The sequence below is a fragment of the Bacteroidota bacterium genome, assembly GCA_016720935.1.
Taxonomy (GTDB): domain Bacteria; phylum Bacteroidota; class Bacteroidia; order AKYH767-A; family 2013-40CM-41-45; genus JADKJP01.
Window position 1 is genome coordinate 134,077 of sequence record JADKJP010000004.1, and the last position, 20,493, is coordinate 154,569.

Consider the following 20,493-nt stretch of genomic DNA (forward strand, 5'->3'; position numbering starts at 1 on the left):
GGCAGCAGTTTTTTATTATGAATAATAATTCATTTATATAATTTCATTTCCGTGAATGATTTCCATTGCCTAAATTTAAAATGAATATATGTTCATTTTTAATCCAGTCGGGAGAATCTTACCCCGTAGCGAGAGAAGAAAGAAATAATTTCTTCTCCTGTCGCGCCGCTTCCGATGCGGAGGGTATCCCCCAGCGACACCACTGCAGAATAACCCATGCCGGCAAATTTTTTCACTTCCGCCGCATCTCCGCGAAACAGAATCAGCGCAGTATCTCCGGCAGGAACAGAATCCGTGAAAGGCCCGTGTCGGTAAATCAAGGTACCACTTTTATCTCCCTGCAAAGTGGCGGTAAACCCGGCCGCATTTTGAACGGTATTTACCGTGTATCCAAAATAGGCGAGATAATCAAAAAACTCCTTGAAGATCCCGTCCACCATATCGCGCTGTGATTGAACATCCGGTTTAGCAGGGAAATTTGTTTTCAGAATTTTCGCCGGAGAGCCGGCGGCAAGACAATTGGCAGGGATATCCGCCGTCACCAGTGAATTGGCTCCGATCACAGAACCATCACCGATGTTGACACCGGGCAAAACAAATACACGCCAGGGCAGCCAGACTTTTTTCCCGAGTTTGATCGGCGCAAATGTGACCGGATAACCTTCCAGCTTTGAACTCCAGCTACCGTGTGTGAATAACAAACAATGTCCGCCAATTCCGGTATCATCACCGATTTCAACAGGCAATGTCGGGTTGATGTAGGTTAGCTGCATGATGATGGCGCGTTTGCCAACGATCAGCGCTGACTGTGGTGTTTTCATTCCACCCACGAAGACCTGTTCATTGATTCTCGCATCCTCTCCTATTTCGATTTTTTCTGTATCCAAAACAGTTAACGATCCAATCCTGGCAAATCGGTCAATACGAATGGATCTTCCCCGGATAATGGTGAAGAAACCAATCTTACAATGATCCGCCAGTTCCACATTTTTCCCTACAATGATACAGCCGAGGCTAAGACTTACTCCCTTCCCGATGCGATACCCTTTCATCCTGTACACCCACTTCTTCAACACACCGGGCAAAAACCCGATGAGGAGAATGTGGAGAACAGGGATCCTTATTTTCTTTACCAGCATAAGTTCTTTATATGGAATGAAAACAAATGTACATTCCTCGTGTAGATTTTAAAGTATTAATGTTCTCCTGTTTTATTTTTCGGCTTCGAGAGAAAATATTTCACGACATTTTTCATATTCTGAAACACCAGTTCTCTCGACCAAAGTAAATAATTATTATTCCATCTGTGCGGATGAATATTCTGCATGATCTGTGCAGGCAGATCCCCTTTGCGGAAATGCTCTATAATGTCATTCGTAGATTTGAAGGTCCGGTTGAAAGGCGAATCCACATGGTCCCGAACACTGACTGTACTCCTGTTCCAACCTCTTCCCGTATCCGTGATGTAGAGGAATTTTGAAAAGTCGGTATCAAAATACGGTTCCGCGATAATGCCATGATCCCTGTATTTGTATTTCTCCCAGATGATCCTGTTATCCCATTGTGTCATCGGACTCCCGTGCATACAAATTGTACTCACAGGATAAAACTCCCGGAACATTGCCAGGTGGCGAATAAACAACTGATAGGCTTCATCGATGTTTCCTTTCGCGATGGTCACATCTTCGTAATGATAACCCAATTCATGTCCCAATTTTACGATTTCACGAATCACACCGGGATCATAACTTTCAAGTACCCTGAAGTAATAGGTTCCACGCACGTTCAGATCAGATTCAATCTGTGCCATACGCAGGGAATTCTCAGGCATTCGGTCGGCATCATGACGCAGTATGAAGACTTTTTTATGTCCGGCTGTTTTTCCGGTGACAAAATCTTCATAGGCGGCAAGGTGATAACCCTGACTGATTGCCGCTTCCAGCATTTCCCGATAGATCGTATAGGTAAAATCGCGCATGCTTTTTATTTTCGGAACAAACGGTTCATCCTGTAACGAAGAGCATCTTTGAATTCAGGAACTGAATTGTATGTCGCTTCCGCATCATTATTTGCAATCAATTCCGGATTTCCTTTTTCGAGCAGATCCAGTGCCTTCAGCATCGCCTTTGGAGCGACCTCGTAATTCTTCCTGACCAGGGAACTGAATGTTTCCCTTTCTCCAACCGGATATTTCTCCTGAACAATGATATCTCCACTATCAATTCCCTCTTCGACAAAATGGATGGACACACCCGTCTCTTTTTCCTTCCTGTATAAGACCCAGAAAGGGGTCAAACGGCCACGATTTCTTGGAAGCAGGGCATTGTGCCGGTTAATCACCCCGATCGTCGGAATGGCCAGCAAATCCTTTTTAATGATACTCTGGCTTTGGTTGATGATGACATCCGGTTTTAGGGCTTTGAGCTGTTCCTGGAAATCCTTGTTGTTTGGTGTTTTAATGTCAAACGTCCGGATCCCGGCGTCACCTGCATATTTCAGGATCGAAGGAGATGTGATGAATGAAAATGTACCGGATAATTTCTTCCGTAACTTGAATCCAAGAGTGGTTACCGCATATTTCAGAAATGCCGGAATACCCATGATAAGCAGGAGCGAAAAAAGGTAAACCAACTGCGATTTATTCTTTCCGATGGTCAGCCTGTCGCCTTTGGTGGTCGCGATACCCACGATATCTTTTTTCCTGCGATCAATAATTTCGCGGATAAAAGGTAGTGTGTACACCGGATCCTCCATGGTTATAATAAAAATGCGCATCGTTCAGGATTTCCTTTCCGGCAACCAGCCGTTTTCAATACAATATTGTTTCACCGTAGTAAACATATAGCCACGGTTTTTATAAAATGAAATTTCATTTTCGTACAGAGGAATCGCCGCTTTGCCGAGATTTTTCACCTTCAGTTTACCGCGTAAAACATCGGCAAGCAAATAGGATATCGGATTTTTTGTTCTGCGTTCGATGATCCTTTCGCCGGTTTCTTCATTCAGAAACTCATTTGGATGGATATCAAACACCACCGGTTTATGATTCATTTTATTTTCCACATTCAGAATGCTCCTTTGCAATTTCGTGAGCCATGGAAAAATGCGCATCGTTGTACCGACATATGGAAACAAAAGAGCCGTCAGCGGCACTTCCAGTATCGGACCATTTCCTTTCCGGAACAAATTATCCGGACGGGTATAATACGGCAAACGTGGCGCGGTAAGCCATTTTAATTTTTTTATTCCTCCGAAAGAAAGAAACATATCAAATCTTTGGGAAGCTACGGAGCTGTCGATTAAATAGCCGGTTTCCGCCAGTGCTCTCGGTGTATCCGCATTCACACGCAAAGCAGGCGCACGGAAAGAAATGACCTCCTGTCCGGAAATATCTTCCAGCAATTGTTTTGATTTTTTCAAATGTTCAACCTGCATAGCATAAGGAAGTACATCAAAAGCCTGATCCACTTCATGGGAATAACCGTGTGAAGCGACTTCATGTCCATCCGCCACAATCATCCGTACAACATCCGGAAAATGTTCCGCCATGTAGCCGGTAAAATAGAACGTACTTTTTATACCAAACTTTTTATAAATATCCAGCAGGATTGGCATGCCTTCTTTCAAAACCAGTTCACCTGTTTCATAACGCAACGTATTGAACCAAATGGAATGGTCCTCCACATCGTTTGTCCACAAGGCGTATTTTCCCTTATTCATTCCCACGAGTTCCCTCCTTCCCTTTTGCCAAAGCGGCTTGCAATGTTGTGAGGCCTGCAAACATCCAGGCATTGCTCCAGCGCATGTATGAAGTACGGATGGTGTAGGTTGAAAATTTCCTGAAATAAAATGATCCGTTGGGAGCCTGCATATTTTCTACCATCCAGTTTCCGACATTTTTAGCCAGCTCAACATCACCGAAACGAATCAGTGTGAGTAAAGATTGCGCCGCGGAAGTGCAATCTACCGGATACGTTTTTGTATTGTAGAATTTCGGAATTTTATTTTGTTCAAAAAAATTCTGTTTGTAAAAAAGATATCCTTTTGCACGATGAGATGAATACGTTTCATCTCCGGTATAACGAATATATTCATCGAGACAATCCAGTATATAACCGGTGTGGTAATTGTCCACCCAGGTCCCCGCTTTGCTCATGGAATAAATCCATGCGCCACTGTCCTGCTGGTACTTCATGACAAAAGCGACAGCCTTCGAAGCAAGATCTTTCAGGTTGTCATTCTGAGTAACAGAATAAACCTGTGCTAATGTTCTTGCGCCCTTCATGCTTGCGTTGAAGACAATTTCTTTATCAAAAGGAGAATAGGAAAAACTAAAATTCCTGTCTCCGTCATAAGTTCGGTTGATGTCTTCAAGAATAAATTCCGTTGAGCTGACACAATGTTTCAGAAATCTCTCTTCTCCGGTAATTTTCCAAACATGAAACAGAGCATTGGTAATAAAACCGGTCGCTACGATGGTTGGCTGATAAGCTGGAATTCGAGCATACCTTGCTTCCCAGTCGAAATCATATCCCCAGCAAGAACCTTTGTATCCTTTTGGAATCAAACTTTCGAGTTCATCCATCAGGAAATTAATTTTTTTCAAATTATCAGTGCGACATGAAGGATTGAACACTATCTGATTTGCATAAGCCTGGATGCACAAACCAAGGGTAACCGGATTATATCCGTCCGGCACTCTTAGCAAGGGGCGAAGATTGAGCGGAATCCGTTTCAAAAGTTGTTGCATCCCAAAGCGAATCATTTTTTGATTCCGGAGCACAGGCCATTTGAATACAGGAGATTTCAGCGCATCGTATGGATCCGGACCACGGTAATGTTCCGATTCGATGTACAGCTGTAATCTGCTGATGGATTTTTCTATTTGATCGCCTTGCATCCGAATTCCTCAGAGTTGAATGGTAATTTCTTTTCCGTTTTGCGCTGCGGATTCCAGCACCTTAAATGTCGCGAGTGTACTCATGAACAAATCATCTGCGGATATAGGGCTTTCCTTTCCATTCTGAACAGCAGCAAGAAATGCCGCCACTTCCGCCTGATGTCCTTTGTCCTGGTTTCCCGAACTCTTTGACATGGATTTACCTGCAAGACTCAGTGTTTTAAAATCGTCGAGTATGGCCACCATTCCGGAGCCAAACACTTCGAGATATTCCTTGGAGACCAGCTTATTTCCATTTGAAAAATAACTGATGTTCGCGGTGCTTCCATTCGCGAAGGAGAGTCCAATTGTAACAGTATCGTGCAAACCGGCTGCATCTTCCATCCATCTCGCCGACAATGTTGTTATCGGGCTTCTGGCGATAAACATACAGAGATCAATAAAGTGACATACTTCTCCAATGATCCTTCCTCCTCCTATCGCGGGATCGTGAATCCAGTGATCCGCGGGAACGATACCTGCGTTGATTCTGTAATTGATTGCTACCGGAACACCTTCACGAAACTGTTCGCGGATCTTTGTGACAAAGGGCGCGAAACGTCTGTTGAAACCAACCATCAGTAAACTTCCGGAATCTGCATAGGCTTTCCGAATTCCCTCTAACTCTTCTTCTCGTAAACAAAGTGGTTTCTCCACAAAAACATTTTTCTTTTGCGAAAGCGCTTTCAAAACATATTCAGCATGCGAATCGTGACGTGTTGCAATAAACACCGTATTGATAGCAGGATTTGAAACCACTTCATCGGCATTGCCGGTGCAGGAAGAAAATCCATATTTATCAGCAATGTTTCGAGCATTGTGAGGACGAGCCGTCGCCACACTTACAAACTGACCTTTTCCTTTCATCGCAGGAAGAAGGAAATTTTGTCCAAATCCTCCTGCACCAATCAGTCCGATAGCCGGAGATGCGGGATCCGCTTTGTGTTCACGCAGATGCACACTCGTTTTCAGCTCCTTGCCGGAATCGTATTTCAATACAATCCCAATGAAGGGTTGCTGTTTTTCTAAAATCAGCTGATACGCTTTCGTTGCATCCTGAAAATTATAGGTATGCGTAAGTAGGCTTTTTAAATTCAGCTTCCCCGTTCGCAGCAGTTCTACAAATGCCTGCATGTTCCTGTTTTCAGTCCATCGCACGTAAGCGTATGGATAATCCAGTCCTTGTTCTTCATATTCCGGATCGTAGCGACCGGGGCCATAAGAACAAGACATGCGAAGATCAAGTTCCTTCTTAAAATAGTTCGGACGTTTAAAACCCGTAGGCACAGCACCGACAACGATCACTTTACCTTTTTTTCTGCAAAGTGATCCAGCCAGATCCACAGGGTCAGTAGAATCAGTTCCTGCAACGATGATCACTGCATCTGTACCCTGCCCGTTTGTAAAATGAAGGATCTGCTGTTCAAGATCCGCTCTTCCTCTTTCAATAGCGAGATCGCAACCGTTATCGGCAGCGAGTTTCACCATGCGGGAATCAATATCAATTCCCATTGTACGAACACCTGCCGCCTGCAACATTTGAATCGTCAATTGTCCGAGCAAACCCAGACCGATGACAACACAATTTTCACCAAGACGAAGATCTGCCTGACGTATGCCCTGCAACGCGATAGCACCAAGGGTGGTGAATGCGGCATGCTCCATCGGCACTGAAGGATCCAGTTTGACACAAAGATTTACCGGTACCGCGACTACTTCCGCGTGGATTGCTCCATTTCCTCCGCATGCCACGCGATCTCCGATACTAAAATCACTGACATCCGATGCGACAGCAATAACTTCTCCCGCGCAGCTATATCCAAGTGGAGAAGGAGCGTCAAGCTTATTCATCACCATTCGGTAGGTATTCAGGATGCCCAGCGTTTTGGCGGTATCAATGACTTTTTTTACTTCGTCTCTTCTCGCTCTTGCTTTACCGATATATCCCAATCGGGCATCTTTCACCGTCTTGCCTTCCGTTCCGGCACTGATGAGTGAGTAGTGGTTTCGCACGAGGATACAACCTCCGGGCAGCGCCGGGAAAGGCACTTCCAGAATTTTCATTTCACCGTCTTTCAGGTTTTGTGTCAATTGTTCCATCTCTCTGAGTTTCGTTCAATACTATGCCATTGCTTTTTCGAAAGTTTCCGAAAGTCGCCCTACCATTTTTTCTTCTGTAAAATTCTCTTCGTACAATCTCCTGCTCTCTCTGCCCATACGTTCGCGTAATGAACTATCGGAGATCAGCTGTTTCAATTTTACCGCAATTTGTTCTGGATTATTCACCGGAACAATGAATCCGTTCTGTCCGTCAAGAATGCACTCGGCTATCGCTCCACGATCAGTGGAAATAACCGGCAAACCCGCGGCCATGGCTTCGACTATCACCCAGGGATGACCTTCGGGAGCTCGTGGAGGGAATACAAAAATATCCGCGTTACTGAGGAATTCCATTTTCTTTTTACCCGCATCCGCAGGATGAAATGTAACCGGTAATTTATTATCCGAAACCAATTTTTCACAATTAACTCTGGTCTCTTCTGATCTCCATTGTCCAACCACATCCAAATGAAAATTTCCTGTTTCTTGTTTCAGCAAGAGTCGCACTGCTTCAAGTACATCTTCAATTCCTTTTGAAGCCTGTAAGTTCGCGAGATACAAAACGCGAACAGGTGAATTATGCTTTTGCGTAAAAGACAAATTATAATTCGCGCCATTTGGCACTACATATATTTTATCCGGAGAATAATATTCTTCAAAAATATGACGGAGTGATTTGCCCAATACGATCATGCCCTGTGTACGGTGAAGAATGAATGCGGCATAGCGTTGCATCCATTTCGCCGAACTTTTGAGCCAGGTTTTAAAATCACTTCCTCTCAATTGCAAGAGCACTCGCCTGCCTGTAAGCCGGGCGATGAGAATAAAAACAGAGTCTTTTATAAAACCTGTTGTTGCTTGTGATACCGGAATCAGCACCAAATCCGGACGCCTGGAAATGCAAACACGAAGCATCCGGAAATAGATGGCGTTATTTCTGATTATTTTTTTCACACTCCACTTCCCTAATTCATTCAGAGAATCATACGCTTTCGTGTCAATATGAAACAACCGGTACTTCACCTTCAATGACGAATCCAGGATGATCCTGGTTGCCAGAGCCGGCCCCATGTATGGCGGAGGTAATTTTCCGAGGATGAGTATTTTTTTTGCCGGCATCAGATAACAGAGAATGGTGGAGGTGTCGTTTGTATAGCAGAACCCGGATAGACTCTTGCTTTTGGCAGAAACGCGAATGCATATACAGGCAGAAGGTAATTCAGCATTGGCAGATATAAAGTAGGGAGAGTACTTATCGCGTAGAGAATGAACACGCCTACCGAGGAAACAATCAGAAATCGTTCCGGCACCCTGAACCGGGTGTTACGGTTAAAGATGGACAGGAAAAACATCAGGAACAAACCTAAGCCTATAAAGCCACAGAGAAATAAATTTCGGACAAAGTCGCTATGCATCCCACCACTTAGCATGACAGGAATTTTTTCTTCTCCCGTGAATGAAATCCCGACGAAATGCGAATACAATGGAAGGTCACTCCAGATGGCGAAATAATTTTCCCATCTATCCATACGTCCGTTGAATGCACGATTCACTTCCGCATCACCTTTTACAACATTTATCTCCTTACTGATCAGAGGTTCAATCTGACTTTGATACAACATGGGTCCAAAAATCGGCAGCAGAAGGATCAGGAAGAATATCGTAGCGATGAGCCCTTTGGATCTTTTCGAATTAAACATCAGGATCAAACCGCAAAGGAAGAGGAATACTGTCCATGAAGAAACGTGTTTGATTGAAATCAATCCAAGAAGGCAAATGCAAAACACAATGAACATTCTTGCAGATGTTATTTTCTTTTTACCTATCCACCAGCGGGAATATATCCCATCGATATACAGGTAACTGTAAATCAAAAATGCTCCGGTGATGTACACCGCATAGCTCATGATGTCGCCGTACTGTCCACGAATACGCGACCCGCCTCCACGTCCTTCCGACAAATAGGTTGGTCGTATTGGACCAAAGACAAGTTCGTATCCGAAAATCGCGAGCGGAATTGAACAGGAGAGCAAAAATGTATAGAGAATAAAAACGAGATCGTCTTTCGATTGAATAAACCTTCGGGCATACAGAAATAAAAATGTTGGTGTGACAAACTTTATCGCTTCTCCAAGGAAATCAATAGAGAAATGGTAAACGAGCACAACTACACAATTGATAAAAACTATCGCGCCATAAGAATTCATCAAACCGTCAACACCGTTGCGGATTTTCCCCGGCATTTTTTGATTGTAAAAACTGATGATGCACAACAACGGTGTAAGCACACCAACGATGGTGAGCGGAGACAGCAGCGGAGAAATTTCCTTTAACCAGAAAAAATTATCCACCAATGGACGGATTAGCACGAAAACAGGAAACCACTTCCTTGTCCAGTGTAACTGATTAAACCAATTTTTCCAGAGTTTATACATGCAATTGCCTACCGCTTTCTCCCAAAAAATTTGACGTTTGGGCACAAAACCGGATCATACTATACGAAAAACGCCGAATTTTGTTCGATAAAAAAGGTCAAAAACAACGGAAAAATCACATTTTCCAATAATATGATCGCCTAAAAAACAAAGGAATTACTTCGAAATAATTGAAAAAACGAGGCTTTAGCCGATGACAAACCTGGCCGCATCCACCATTGCCCTGGCGGAAATATGAATACTTGCTTTTTCCGCAATTGTCTTTCTGGCATTCTGTCCCATTTCCAGCGCTTCTTGCGGGTGATCCAGCATCCAGTTCATTTTCTCGGCTACTTTGTTTTGATCCGAAAAATCCAACGCGAATCCGTTCACACCATCTTCGATCAGATCAACTGTAACACCGGAATGAACCGACGAAATACATGGCAAAGCCGCTGACATGGCTTCGTTGACTACCAGTCCCCAAATGTCGTAGTTGGAGGGAAATACAAAACAGCTGCTTTTGGCTAACCATTGTGGCAGATCACTTTTCTGGACAAAGCCTGCAAAATTTACAACACGTTCCAGGTGATGGGTCTTCACATATTCTTCGAAAAAAAGTTTGTCGGCACCATCCCCAATCAAATCGAGCACAAAATCCTGACGATGTTTTGAAAGCACTTCAACAGCTTTCATCAATTGTTCCAGATTTTTTTTCCGAATGATAAAACCAACATACGTGAAATGCATTTTCTTCGGATCATTCACCATAGTTTTTCTTTCCCTGTCGGTTTGCTCAGAAAAAAAACGGGTGTCAACAGTATTTCGTGCGATGAAAATATTGTCGGCTTTCGCTCCGAGATCCTGAAGATATTCCTTTGCTCTTTGTCCGTATGCGATAAAGGCTGCAGCTCTGCGCAAAAGCATTTTCCTTTGCATGACACGCAAAGGAGAAAATTTCCCTCCCCTGCTTTTCACGGTTCCTGACCAAATCACGTAAGGTGTTTTACGAAAAAGTGATCTCCACCACAAACGAAGTGTTCCTACAGAAAAACCGTTGATGATGATGCAATCCGCGTGTTCCTTAGCCAGAGCTTTCAGCAGTCCTTTGTATGTAAAAACAATTTTCTCATTGTTACCAAAATCGAGTTTTCGCGAGTCCAGTATTTCATAGGGAAAAAGACAGTCGTTCATGTCCAGAACAAATTTTCTCCTGGCATAATTCTGAGCACCGAATATCACTTTGAATTCAATTTTGTGGTCGTTGCATTGTCGCCACATTTCATTGAACAGCGGTATCCTGTATGGATTTGGAATATTGGTAACCACGATTACTTTTTTCATAGGCGATAAAGTATCAAGGCAACCATTTTTTAAACCAGGACATGAGGAAGTACAATGTCCAGAGTTGATTTGTGACCTGCTGATCACCACTCCGAAGACGGTTCAATTGTTCTTCAAGTCCGGGATATGAAAACTGTGGATGATCTTTGCAAAATGATTTGAGATTTTGTCCGACGTAATCACTGATCAAATCTCCTGCCCACTCACGCAAAGGGACATTGAAACCTCTTTTCTTTCGGTATAGTAATTCATGACCAAGCTCCTGTTCAAGGCTCTTTTTCAGAATGTATTTCGGTTCGTTGTTTTTTATTTTTAGCGGACCCGGAACAGACAAGGCAAGATTCACGAAATCAGTATCCAGAAAAGGAGTTCGTATTTCAATAGAATGTGCCATTCCCAATTTATCCATTCTGTAAAGATAAAAATTGGGGATATTGAATTTGTATCCGAGATAGCACATCCAGTCAATAAATTTCAATTGAGGGTGACGTTTTTGAAGTTCATCAAACCGGTCTCTGAATTCTTTGATAACACTATAAGAATTCAGTCCTGAAGTACGTTGATTGTACTCATCGGAAAGAAATTTTCGTTTACTACTTTCCTTAAAACTCCTTGCGCCGCCCCAGAAAAAATCCTGGTTGTTAGCTGCACGGTGGAGAATATCGGCGAAGGGAGAGGTAGGTTTCACCATTTCAAATCCTGAAGCAACCATGCGTTTCAGGAAATCAGGCAAGGCGGAATAGGTCTGAAATGCAGGATGTCTTTTAATAAACTTCTGCCAGTTTCTATAGCCGGCAAAAAGTTCATCGCTTCCATCGCCGGTAAGCACTACAATTGTTCCGTTCTCTCTGGCCTTTTGTGAAATGAAATAAATGGGGATGCAGGTTGAATCCGCCATTGGTTCATCAAAGATGTCAATGATCTTCGGTAAAAAATCCCGGATATCCTGAGGGCTGATAATTTTTTCATAATGATCAGTCCCGTATTTCTTTGCTACTACTGCAGCATATTTCAATTCATCATAATCGGGCTGACCTTCAAACCCGACAGAATATGTTTTCACCGCATGACTTGAGCGTTTCGCCATTGCGGCTACGACGGCGCTTGAATCAACTCCACCGCTCAGGAACGCACCAACAGGCACATCACTGACCATCCTGTAATCAACAGCTTTTGAAAAAGCCTCCCTGATTTTTTCAGAAACCTGCTCTTCGGATTGATTGGAGAGATCAGTATAATTTACATCCCAATAAGGCTCATACGATTGGATACCGTTTTTCCCGACTTTCATTTTGTAAGCCGGATGAAACTTACTGATCCCTTTAAACATGGTCAGCGGCGGTGGTAATAAGTTATAAGTAAGGAAGTGATACAATGCATCCTCATCCAGCTCCGCTTTTACATAAGGTAATTCAAGTAATCCTTTAATCTCGGAGGAGAAAGCGAATACACCATTGCGCATGGAGTAATAAATCGGTTTCTTGCCTGCTCTGTCTCTTGCGAGAAACAACTCCTCCTTAGCAGGATCCCAGATCGCGAAAGCGAACATACCGTTCAGATACTGAAGACAATCTTCGCCGAATTTTTCATAGAGCAGCAATAAAATTTCCGTATCACCGGAGGAATTCAGTTGTTCATTTTTAAAAAAGCGCTCACGGATTTCTTTGTAATTATAAATCTCACCGTTAAAAACGATAGCCGTACCATTTTTTGAGATCATTGGCTGGTGGCCGGATGGAGAAAGGTCGATAATGGAAAGACGAAGGTGTCCAAAAAATACTTTTCCGGAAGGATCCTTCCAGTAACCACGATCATCCGGACCTCTGTGGCTGAGGCGCTCATTCATCGCGGCAATATTGTCCGCGGCGCGATCAATACCAACACCTGAAAAAGAAAAGAGTCCGTTTATTCCGCACATAATATTTCTCCGCGAATTTACGCTTTCAGTAATTCATCCATTGCATCCAGCCAGGCATTGCGAAAGTAGTTCATATCAAATTTCGAGACGAAAGATTTTCCTTTTTCCGCCAGTTCATTTCTGTTTTGCAAAACTTCTTTGACAGCCTGATTCAAACCTTCCGGTAACGGAACAATTTTTTGTCCGCCGCCTTCCAACAATTCACGCATACCTCCCACTCCACTTCCAATAACAGGAGTGCCACAAAGTAATGCTTCGTGAGCGATCCGGTTCCAGCCTTCTATCATTTTTGAAAATGTAATCACCACTGATGAAGCTGCAAGGAGAGACAAGTATTCTGAATGATCCACTTTCAGGTATTTAACAGGTAAATCCGGAGCATGATTTTGCGGCCCCGACATGACCAGGAAATAATTTTCATTACGAAGGGCTTCGTACACTTCGTAAGCGCCCTTTTGACGGGAAGCATTACCGATATAAATCAAGTGCTTATCTGAGGGAATGTTGTATTTTTCTTTAAATCCTGTTACGGAAGCTTGTGAGATAGTATATGGATTCGGATCAAAGCTATTGTAGATTACTTTCACATTTTTGCATCCGATATTTTCAAGATACGTTTTCCAAAACGAGGACACGGTCACAATCATATCCAGTTTCTGCAACTTTCTTTTTAATCTTCTGAAATACCAGCTGTGCTTTACAGAGGATTTTCCCAATACATCATCAATATGATGAACCATTCCCGCATATTTTATTCCTGACAAGCGCTTGCCGAAAACAATGGGATAGGGTTCGCAAATCACTGCATCAGCAGAAGGAACATCCTTCCTCATCCTCCTCCAATAAGACAACATGGATTCACCCGCCTGAAGCAATGCAGCTTCGCTCATTTCAACACTGAATTTTTCTTTCAGAGCCATTGCAGAAAAATAATCATAGGCATTTCCACCATTCGCAATGGAAGAAAGCCGCTGATCCCGGAAGGAATCACTGACAATATGCGTTTTTGTTTGCCAGATAATTTTTTTCATAAATGTAAACTACTGCTAAGGGTGTAAAAGTGAGGTAAAAAGGTACGATTGTAATTTCTACAAGTTTCAATGAAATTAAAATACTCCCCAATTTCAGAAGGAATATTCTCCTGAAGGAAAGGGCTTTCGATTCTAAATCTATTCAGTTTGTTCAGGACTTTATGAATTTTGTTTCCAAATAAAAGCGAACCGAATGGAACCGGAATGCCAAATTTGTGATAGGCAAGGTGCGTGGATTTTCTTAAACGAATATTTTTTGCAAGCTGAAGAGAACTTTCAGGAGAAACAAAAAAAGAACGATGGGCAAGCTCCTGTTCAAGAAATCGGCTCAATGCAGAGAAAAAATCATCAAACCAGGAAATCAATTCGTTCTCCGGATGATCCTGATCAAACCACTTCTGCCGGATATTCATGCATTGGTGAATTAAATCGTGTACTGGCCCTGACTGTATACCCAGAAATTCCAGATCGAATAAAAGTCCTTTTACATGCAAGAGAAGACTCCGCACTTTAAGTGTTTTGTACTCCTTTTGCAAGACAAGATTTACATACATCTTCAGAAGGAATTCAAGCGCTACTTGTTGCTTGAGAGTTGGTGAAATTCCTGTGGCAGAATCAGTACTTGTCAGCTTTTCTCCCGACAGTTGTTTGTATGTTCCAAAGAATGAAAATTTATCCGCCTCTCTGAATTGCTCTTTACTGCAACCATACAAATTGTGAATGAAAAGATATTTACCGGAATGGGTTAAAGCTGTGAGTGGCTGGACGTCCAGCTTCTGCTGATCATTGCAAACGACCACCATATCAATATCTGAAATTCCCGGAGCACCAACACTTCCCACCTGGTAGATAGCTGTTACCTGTGGAAATTGCAACAACCACTCGGACATGTGACTGAGTTCGTCGTTGTATTCCCTGACAGGGACAATATGAGGGATGTCAATCAGCTTATACTTGGGCATACTTTTCAGGCAGCAGCATTCCTTAACCGGATTCTAATCATTCCGGCAGGCCCGGTATCAATCACATCAAAATCATAACGATTTTTATGTTGTTGCAAGTGCATCAGCACTTCTACTCCTTTGCCGCGGTTTAATATATCGTGACAAAAGATAATTCCTTTTGGGGACATATGTTTTTCAATGAGATGAAATTCCGCAAGTGCACTACCTTTACGGGAATCGATGAACGCGATATCCACCTTTTGGGATACAAGATCTTTTTCGAGAAGGTTCCGCAATGTATTTACCGGCCCGGTATAATTTGCAAGCTCCTCATAGGCAGGGTTTGTGGTTTCTTCTCTGGTGACGCTCAGACCAAGAAGCGCATGAAAGTGATCGGCATTTTTATATTTTTCCCGGATAGCTTCATAATGCTGAGGAAATATTTCCAGTGTATAAAAATGACAACCCGGATAATTGGATTGCAGGTAATTGAATACATAGGTAGCAGAAATTCCACGACCGGTTCCGATTTCGATATAAGTCTCCGGTTTTACTTCATCGATTCCCTGTTTGAGCACTGTATAATCCAACTCGGTAACAGCGCCGGCATTATCAAAATGATCTCCACGCAGAGCTCTATAATATTTTTTTAGCCTCTTTTTGACGCCTTTTTTAAGGAACAAATAGAAAGAACCTGCCATCTGATTACGATTAATTGTCAAGACTGAATATATAAACTTCTGACAAGTTGGCCAGATTCGCAACTCTTTCGTAGAATTTCTGATCCAATTGCTCCTTCATTGAATCCGGGATACCCGGACCATACCTTTTTCTATATTGGGTCCAAATGTAACCGATTTTACTGAAGAGATTTTTTTGAAAATCGGTCATTTCATTTGGCCAGTTTTTTCTCATTTTGCTGACTTCTTCTATTATACTCCAGTCTTCTTCTTTAAAATCCTTTGCAGCAGCAGTAAAACTATACTTTTTGAAAATTCCCTGACGGTCCCTGGCCTGAACATACAATGCAGGAAGCATCATGAACTCGCTTAAAAAACTCTTTAGCTGATACAATGTTCTTGGTTGGCCGGTATATTGGGTTTTCTTTCTCAGGTGTCGGCACAATTCCTTCAAAGGTAAATAGTAATCCGTATTTGATTCGGGATAAATTGTAAGGGTATCTCCTCTTTCTGACAGCAGTGATTTTGCTTCCCGGATAACATCTGACGGAAGATACGTTTCAGGATAATGAGAAAGATCCGATTCGGTGAGCAGGAACCAGCCATGATGTTGAAGTGGATCCATACGCAACATGATCTCGCGTGTCTGATTAATTTTTTGGGCAGCGTTTATCAGACGTTGTTTATCTGTGAACACCTCATCCTTCAGGAAAATCAAGCCATCAAAATCACTGTAGATAACTTCTTCTCCGGTCGCAAGACTACCGTGTACAAAAGCATAAGCAATGTCATCTCTGATATCTTTAAGAGCGGAGATCATTTCTAATACTCCGGAATTGCTGCCATCATAGTAAGGCACATGAAATGAAATCGATGTTCCTACTTTTTCGGAAAAGGTTTCCTTCGCATATTCATCCATTACTTTTTGCGCATTTCTTTCGAACGGTAATGCAGGAAACAACGAAGAAAGAAATCCCTCCTTCACTGTAAAGCAGCCTCCGTTAAAATAACGGGACATCGTTGATCGAAAAGCAGGTGATGACACAGCAGATTGTAATTATTCGAAAAAAAACCTATTCCCCCTTTATTCTTATATGAAATAAGGTTCCGAAAGTTACATTTTTTAAGCTTATATCCTCTTTAGAAAAAGGATTTACCGGCCGTTTGAGTCAGGGAGTGAAAGACTGGAAATCATCCGGTTCAATTCTAAAACCTTCCTTTGGATAATTATTTCCATTCCCCTGAAACTTCCATAACAAAAGATAAGTTGAATTGAATGACTAATACTGTATTTCTATGGCGAAAAAGGATCTGAATATCGCTCCAAGCATTGTTTCACAATCACAGGCACAAAACCGAAATGAAATCATTGAATTATTCCGAAAAAATCCACTTCCGGATGATGAAATGATGCGAAACCTGGGTTTGTTTCTGAATCCCGCAGATTTGAAAAAGTTCCTTTTCATCAATGACCTTTATGTCAGGAATACAGGTATTCATGGTGTTATTATGGAATTTGGGGTCCGCTGGGGACAGAATCTGAATTTGTTCCAATCTCTGCGATCGATCTATGAGCCTTTCAATTACAGCAGAAGAATTATTGGTTTTGACACATGGGAAGGCTTTCCTTCGGTTCATGAAAAAGATGGAAAAGAAAGATATGCGCTAAAAGGCGCATACTCTGTTTCAAAAAATTACGAATCTTACCTGAACCAGGTACTTCGTACGCTCGAGAAAGAGAGTCCGCTTGATCATATGCAGAAATTTGAACTTGTTAAAGGAGATGCCAGCGAACAATTGAAAAAGTACCTAAAACAACATCCTGAAACTATTATCTCTCTTGCCTATTTTGATTTCGATATTTACGAGCCGACAAAAAAATGTCTCGACTTGATTCGGCCTCACCTGACAAAAGGTAGTGTTATCGGTTTTGATGAATTAAATCAGCCAAAATTCCCGGGTGAAACTGTTGCACTGCGTGAGGCTTTCGGCTTAGACAAATACAGCATTCGCAGAAGTCCGTATAGTCATTATCAGTCGTTTATTGTTGTGGAATGAGAGACGGGATTGGAGATTTTGGATTTTAGATTTTAGATTTTAGATTTTAGATTTTTTTGGAGTAAGGAAACGGTCTGGCTATATAAAAGTGATAGATTTTTATAGCTAATGAGAAAATGGACTTGCACTAACTAATCACTAACCACTAACCACTAACCACTAATAACTAATAACTAATAACTAATAACTATTTTCTCATTTCAATTTTGAAACGAAGTCAAGCAGTTCACGGGTTCTGCTTTCAAAAGTCAGTTGCTTAACATCTTCCATTGCCTGATTTGCAATTTTCTTTGCATATTCCTTTTCTTCAACCGCTTTCCGTATTCCTTTCGCAAGTGAAGCAGGCTGATCAGGCTCTACGAATATCACATTTGATTCATTGAGCACATCACGAGTGGCGGGAAAATCAGGAGTGACAACAGGGTTTCTTGTGGACAAGTATTCGTTTACCTTTTGCGGATAATTGAACTCTATCATGTGATCTTTGGATGTGTAATAGGAAACAAGTACATCCGCTGCAATCTGGAAATTTCTCACAAAAGTAGAATCATCAAAAAATCCGGTAAAGATGACATTGTTCACTCCTCTTTCCTCACAATATTTTTTTACAGCATCCACAACCTGTGGTCTGCCTCCGGTAAAAAGAAAATTATATTCCGGCAGCAATCCGGCTGTTTCGAAAATATAAATCACTTCCAGTACATCCAGACCAAGCTTTCCGGTGTACACCACCAAAGGTTTATCACTTTTGTAATCGATGATTTTCCTTGCTTCAATTTTCGTTGGATCGTTTTTATATACCGGAACCGGAGCCAGCGAAAGAATAAATTTCTCTTCAGGCACTGTGGCTATTTCACGGATGGCATCACGTGTTGTTGATACACCGGCGAAAATTCCATCCGTTTCACGAATGACTTTTCGGTATAAATTGTTCGACTTCACTTCCGCTGCCATAAAGATCACTTTGACACGAAAAAGTCTGCCGAATATTTTTTTAAAATACAAAGCAGGTACCAGTAATTTCGGATCTCTCGAAAAGAGTATTGTTCGTTTACGTGAAAATAGTGATGAAATAAAAATACGCAGGGTACTCCAGGAGAATGCCAACATCATCCAAAATAAAAAAGCATATTTTGAAGATGTCTCACGCAAAGGCGTAAACAACATTCTTGTTTTAACACGGTACTGAAGTCCATAGCTTACAGGAATATTTCTCGGATGAATATTCCCTTTCATATATGCATAAGGATAAACGATTGTAACAGGCACTCCGTGTCCGGCAAAGGAATCACAGAGTCTCATGTCAAAAATCCTGTTGGTGGTAGGGCGCAACAGGCAGTAGGGAGAAAAAACTATTATACGTAAAGGCTTTCCTGTATTCATCCTCTTGTAAAGCGCGGTTTATTTCTTTTCAGAAAGGAAACGCTTTGTCATTTTATTAAAAATTCATAGGACAACACAGACATGACCAAAACATCCCTGAACTCGCCTTGTTTATACATATCATCTCTGAGGACACCTTCCTGAGTAAATCCGCAATGCGTATATACTTTAATGGCCGCTTCATTGTCTTTTCTTACTTTAAGATAAACACGATGCAAACCCAAATCCTGAAAGGCAAAACGAAGTGTTTCCATACAGGCTTCTTTGCCGTATCCCTTACCGCTCTGAGCTTTGTCCATGAGAATAGCAAATTCCGCCTGACGATGAATCTGATTGATATTTTTCAGAAATGTCATCCCAACAAGTTTGGTTCCGGAAATTACCTCCACACCGAAAACGGTCATCGGCATATTTGAATTCAGCACTTTTTGAACCCATTCCTTTTCCTGCTCATAATTAACAGGGAAAGGATGGCCTGAGAAATCATTCCTGATCTCGGGCTGGTTACGCCATTGCCAGGTGATTTGGGCATCATCCAGAGTGAGTGCTCTCAATCGAATATTTGGAACAGGTGTTGACATGGATATTTAAAGCAGGTCTTCTTTCTCCCAGCGATAACGCTGAAGAATTGATTTGTATTTTGATGATTGATCCGCGAATCGCTGATCCCAATCGTGAATCAAAGTGTCATAGGTTGCTTTATCAAAGATACGCTTCCCGATATAAAATTTCTCTGTAAGTGAAGAGAAATTTTTTTTGAATACCAGCAATGGATCATTTTCATCCGCAGTCAGTCCGCCTCCCAAATGCATCTTTTTCATTCCCTGACTTCTTGCCCAAAGAATACCCGAGTGCAGCATGAGATTGCTTACCGCGTTTTTCTTTCCGGCTTCTGTCGCGGATGAAAGAAAGTAATGTGCGTTTCTTCCTCCGCCCAGAAAAACGGAAGCACCAAGAATTTCCGCACCTGCTTTTGCAAGGATAAGTGCTCCATTTTCCTTCACGATTCTTTTTAGCTGATCAAAAAATGCGGGAGAGAAATAATACATTTTTGCAGCTCTCAAGGCATTCATGTTTTCAGTGTAAATGCGGACGAAATCATCAAAATGATCCAGCTGTTCATCCTGAACAGTTGTCACACCCGACTTCCATGCTTTCCGGATTTTATTTCGGTTTTGACTGGTATACGCTTCAAATATTTTTTCTGTTGTGTTTTGCAGTTCCACATACACATAATCCCTCAATGGAACGAGAGCAATATCCGCTTCGCTCATGGCCATTTCCGCGTTGTGCAGCAAAGGATGAAAACGAAGAAATTCACAAACCACCTTTTGTTCATGACACCATACATGAAAGGCTTCTGATGAACGTTTTTTGAATCCGGGTTCCTGTGAACTCCATAGTGGTCCGGTGTAACCATAAACATTTTCAATATCCTGATAACCGCTTTGTACTACCGTGTTTTTTATCGGACGAATCAAAAAAGGATAATAGAAAATCGCATCAGACTCACGATAGACAAACAAACGGATTGATCCATCTCCATTTTTCTCGTAAAGGAAAATATAATCGAATGTGTAATGAATATCCTTCAGCTCCTCCGGCAAGGCACTGAAGTTTTCATCCCAGGATGATTTTTGGGAAGAATCGAATACCATTAATTTATCCGCAATGGAATGCAT

Annotated in this window: 18 protein-coding genes; 1 reads left to right on the forward strand and 17 read right to left on the reverse strand. The window is 42.0% G+C overall.

Features of this window, described 5'->3' with window-relative positions; all coding sequences use genetic code 11:
* Positions 1 to 98: 98 nt before the first annotated feature.
* From IPP86_04650 to IPP86_04715, 14 genes are all read right to left on the reverse strand, one after another.
* Complete coding sequence (locus IPP86_04650) at positions 99 to 1,139, reverse strand: hypothetical protein (protein MBL0137806.1); 1,041 nt, start codon at positions 1,137 to 1,139, stop codon at positions 99 to 101.
* Positions 1,140 to 1,195: 56 nt separating this feature from the next.
* Positions 1,196 to 1,978, reverse strand: coding sequence for a hypothetical protein (locus IPP86_04655; protein ID MBL0137807.1), 783 nt, complete (start codon positions 1,976 to 1,978; stop codon positions 1,196 to 1,198).
* A gap of 5 nt (positions 1,979 to 1,983) precedes the next feature.
* Positions 1,984 to 2,775 carry a hypothetical protein gene (locus IPP86_04660; GenBank protein MBL0137808.1) on the reverse strand — a complete coding sequence of 264 codons (792 nt, stop codon included), beginning with the start codon at positions 2,773 to 2,775 and terminating at the stop codon, positions 1,984 to 1,986.
* 3 nt (positions 2,776 to 2,778) lie between these two features.
* Entirely contained in the window at positions 2,779 to 3,684 is a 906-nt protein-coding gene (locus IPP86_04665) for a polysaccharide deacetylase family protein (GenBank protein ID MBL0137809.1), read from the reverse strand.
* A gap of 28 nt (positions 3,685 to 3,712) precedes the next feature.
* Positions 3,713 to 4,900: a delta-aminolevulinic acid dehydratase gene (locus IPP86_04670; protein MBL0137810.1), complete on the reverse strand. Its 1,188-nt coding sequence runs from the start codon at positions 4,898 to 4,900 to the stop codon at positions 3,713 to 3,715.
* Positions 4,901 to 4,909: 9 nt separating this feature from the next.
* On the reverse strand, positions 4,910 to 7,039 hold the full coding sequence (locus tag IPP86_04675) for a bi-domain-containing oxidoreductase (GenBank protein MBL0137811.1): 2,130 nt from the start codon (positions 7,037 to 7,039) through the stop codon (positions 4,910 to 4,912).
* A 21-nt stretch (positions 7,040 to 7,060) separates the two neighbouring features.
* Positions 7,061 to 8,158: a glycosyltransferase family 4 protein gene (locus IPP86_04680; GenBank protein MBL0137812.1), complete on the reverse strand. Its 1,098-nt coding sequence runs from the start codon at positions 8,156 to 8,158 to the stop codon at positions 7,061 to 7,063.
* A complete protein-coding gene (locus IPP86_04685; protein ID MBL0137813.1) occupies positions 8,158 to 9,474 on the reverse strand; it encodes a hypothetical protein in 1,317 nt (438 codons plus the stop codon). The genes IPP86_04680 and IPP86_04685 overlap by 1 nt, the downstream gene beginning before the upstream one ends.
* A gap of 186 nt (positions 9,475 to 9,660) precedes the next feature.
* Positions 9,661 to 10,797: a glycosyltransferase family 4 protein gene (locus tag IPP86_04690; GenBank protein ID MBL0137814.1), complete on the reverse strand. Its 1,137-nt coding sequence runs from the start codon at positions 10,795 to 10,797 to the stop codon at positions 9,661 to 9,663.
* Positions 10,798 to 10,810: 13 nt separating this feature from the next.
* Positions 10,811 to 12,715 (reverse strand): asparagine synthase (glutamine-hydrolyzing), encoded by a 1,905-nt coding sequence (gene asnB / locus IPP86_04695; GenBank protein MBL0137815.1) that lies wholly within the window; start codon positions 12,713 to 12,715, stop codon positions 10,811 to 10,813.
* 17 nt (positions 12,716 to 12,732) lie between these two features.
* A complete protein-coding gene (locus IPP86_04700) occupies positions 12,733 to 13,746 on the reverse strand; it encodes a glycosyltransferase family 4 protein (GenBank protein MBL0137816.1) in 1,014 nt (337 codons plus the stop codon).
* A complete protein-coding gene (locus IPP86_04705; GenBank protein ID MBL0137817.1) occupies positions 13,743 to 14,708 on the reverse strand; it encodes a hypothetical protein in 966 nt (321 codons plus the stop codon). Before IPP86_04705 ends, IPP86_04700 begins: the two co-directional genes overlap by 4 nt.
* A 5-nt stretch (positions 14,709 to 14,713) precedes the next feature.
* Complete coding sequence (locus IPP86_04710) at positions 14,714 to 15,391, reverse strand: class I SAM-dependent methyltransferase (protein ID MBL0137818.1); 678 nt, start codon at positions 15,389 to 15,391, stop codon at positions 14,714 to 14,716.
* A gap of 10 nt (positions 15,392 to 15,401) precedes the next feature.
* A complete protein-coding gene (locus IPP86_04715; GenBank protein ID MBL0137819.1) occupies positions 15,402 to 16,388 on the reverse strand; it encodes a nucleotidyltransferase domain-containing protein in 987 nt (328 codons plus the stop codon).
* Positions 16,389 to 16,666: 278 nt separating this feature from the next.
* Here IPP86_04715 and IPP86_04720 point away from each other — a divergent pair, with 278 nt between their 5' ends.
* On the forward strand, positions 16,667 to 17,428 hold the full coding sequence (locus IPP86_04720) for a crotonobetainyl-CoA--carnitine CoA-transferase (GenBank protein ID MBL0137820.1): 762 nt from the start codon (positions 16,667 to 16,669) through the stop codon (positions 17,426 to 17,428).
* A 195-nt stretch (positions 17,429 to 17,623) separates the two neighbouring features.
* Here IPP86_04720 and IPP86_04725 read toward each other — a convergent pair whose 3' ends face one another.
* The 3 genes from IPP86_04725 to IPP86_04735 all read right to left on the reverse strand — a co-directional run bounded on the left by IPP86_04725 (position 17,624) and on the right by IPP86_04735 (position 20,493).
* Positions 17,624 to 18,730, reverse strand: coding sequence for a glycosyltransferase (locus IPP86_04725; protein MBL0137821.1), 1,107 nt, complete (start codon positions 18,728 to 18,730; stop codon positions 17,624 to 17,626).
* 128 nt (positions 18,731 to 18,858) lie between these two features.
* Complete coding sequence (locus tag IPP86_04730) at positions 18,859 to 19,392, reverse strand: GNAT family N-acetyltransferase (GenBank protein MBL0137822.1); 534 nt, start codon at positions 19,390 to 19,392, stop codon at positions 18,859 to 18,861.
* Between the two features lie 6 nt (positions 19,393 to 19,398).
* The gene (locus IPP86_04735) at positions 19,399 to 20,493 is read right to left on the reverse strand and encodes a GNAT family N-acetyltransferase (GenBank protein MBL0137823.1); all 1,095 of its coding nucleotides are present in this window, start codon (positions 20,491 to 20,493) and stop codon (positions 19,399 to 19,401) included.